At 77.2% G+C, this 1,617-nt stretch carries 2 protein-coding genes; both read right to left on the bottom strand.

The annotated features are described in order from the left end of the window. Positions 1–1,431 (bottom strand): FtsX-like permease family protein (locus AC1DP1_RS23170; protein WP_477508847.1); only part of this gene is annotated, 1,431 nt, incomplete at its 3' end. Further along, on the bottom strand, positions 1,428–1,617 hold a 190-nt coding region (locus tag AC1DP1_RS23165; RefSeq protein WP_477508846.1), incomplete at its 5' end, for a hypothetical protein. The genes AC1DP1_RS23170 and AC1DP1_RS23165, both read right to left, overlap by 4 nt.

Below are 1,617 nucleotides of genomic sequence, written 5' to 3'. Positions count from 1 at the left end.
GGCGAGCCCCATGACGGCGGCGATCAGCAGCGGCAGCACGAGGTCGGCGGCGTCGGTGGCGCCGCCGGCCGGCCGGGTGAGGGCGGCGACCACGAGGACGAGGGTCAGCGCTACGAGCGCCAGGGCGACCAGCACGGCGAGCCGACCCGCCGGGCGGGGCCGGGCCTGGCCGCTCAGCTGGTCGGCGAGGCTGCGGGCGAGCACCGCCCGGGTCGAGACGACGCAGACCGCGATGGCACATGCGACGACGGCGACGGACGCGAGCACGGCGTACGCCGGCACCGGGACCGGCAGCCCGGCGGGCAACCACGCGCGCACGAGTGCCCAGGTGAGGGCCGCGCCGCCCGCGACGCCGACCGGCACCGCCAGGGCGACGAGGAGAAGCGGCTCGCTCAGCGCCAGCAGCCAGGTCCGCCGGCGGTCGGCGCCGCGGAGCGAGGCCAGGGCCAGGTCGGGGACCCGCAGCTCGCCCGCTGCCGAGGTCAGGCGACTCAGCAGGGCGAGGGCGACGAGGACGAGGGAGACCACGGCCGGCGTGACCGCGAGGAGCGCGGAGCGCCGCTCCCTCTCGACGTCGGCGACGATGCCGTCGAGGTCGTTGTTGGAGATCTCGGCGGCGGTGCCCACCGCGAGCTGCTGCGGCGCCGGGTCGGCGGCGGCACGCTCGGCCAGCGCCGGCAGGTCGGCGGCGTCGAGGTCCGTCGGTACGTCGATGCGGCTGTCGACCCGGACCAGGAGCAGGCTCGGCGCCAGCCCGGTGAGCTGGTCGGGAGCGACGAGGTAGGGCGCCGGCTGCCGGGCGATGTCGGTGACCTGGCGTCCCGGGCGCACCGTGGCCGGGACCGACGCCAGGCGACCGGGCTCGAACCAGAAGTCCTCGAGCGCCTCGCGCCGCTCGGGCGAGACCCTCGGGCCCGAGGGATAGGCGTAGGTGCCGACGAGGGTGAGCGTGCCGAACGGCTCGCCCAGCTCGATCCGGTCGCCGATCTCGTGGCCGTCCTCCTCCGCGTCCCCGGCCAGCACGGCCACCTCGCCCGGCGCGGCCGGGCAGCGGCCCTCGAGGTCGAGGTGCGCGCACGCGTCGGGCTTCGCCATGAGCATCACCTCGCCGAGGGCACCCGGGGCGAGCACCCGGCTGGTCTCCAGCTGGGCGGTGGCCGCGTGCTGGTCCTCCGGCAGGACGAGCTGGGCGAGCGTGTCGTCGAGCAGGGCGCCGGGGTCGTCGACGGCGCTGCTCGGCCGGACCTGCCACGTGCGCCCGGTCAGGACGTTGCGCTCCTCCTCGAGGCGGGTGACGGCGTACGCGTTGCCGACGGCGGCGGCAAAGGACGGGCCGAGCACCGCCGAGCCCAGCGCCACCACCAGCAGGAGCAGGGTGCCGAGCGAGAGCAGGGAGCGCGACCGCAGGCCGTCGAGCGCCACCCGGATCACGTGGTCACCTCCTCACGCAGCCGGGCCGGGAGGCTGGCGCGGTCCGGGACGTGGCCGGTCCACCAGGTGGTGAGCCCTGCGAGCCCGGTCGCGACGGTGCCCGCCAGGACGAGCGCGAGGACACGGGGCCCGGTGTCGAGGGGGAGCTGGCCCGGGCCGGCGGCCAGCACCGGCAGGGCGTCGGAG

This window comes from Nocardioides sp. P4_G10, from assembly GCF_056401175.1.
This window is presented reverse-complemented; position numbering and strand designations above follow the sequence as displayed.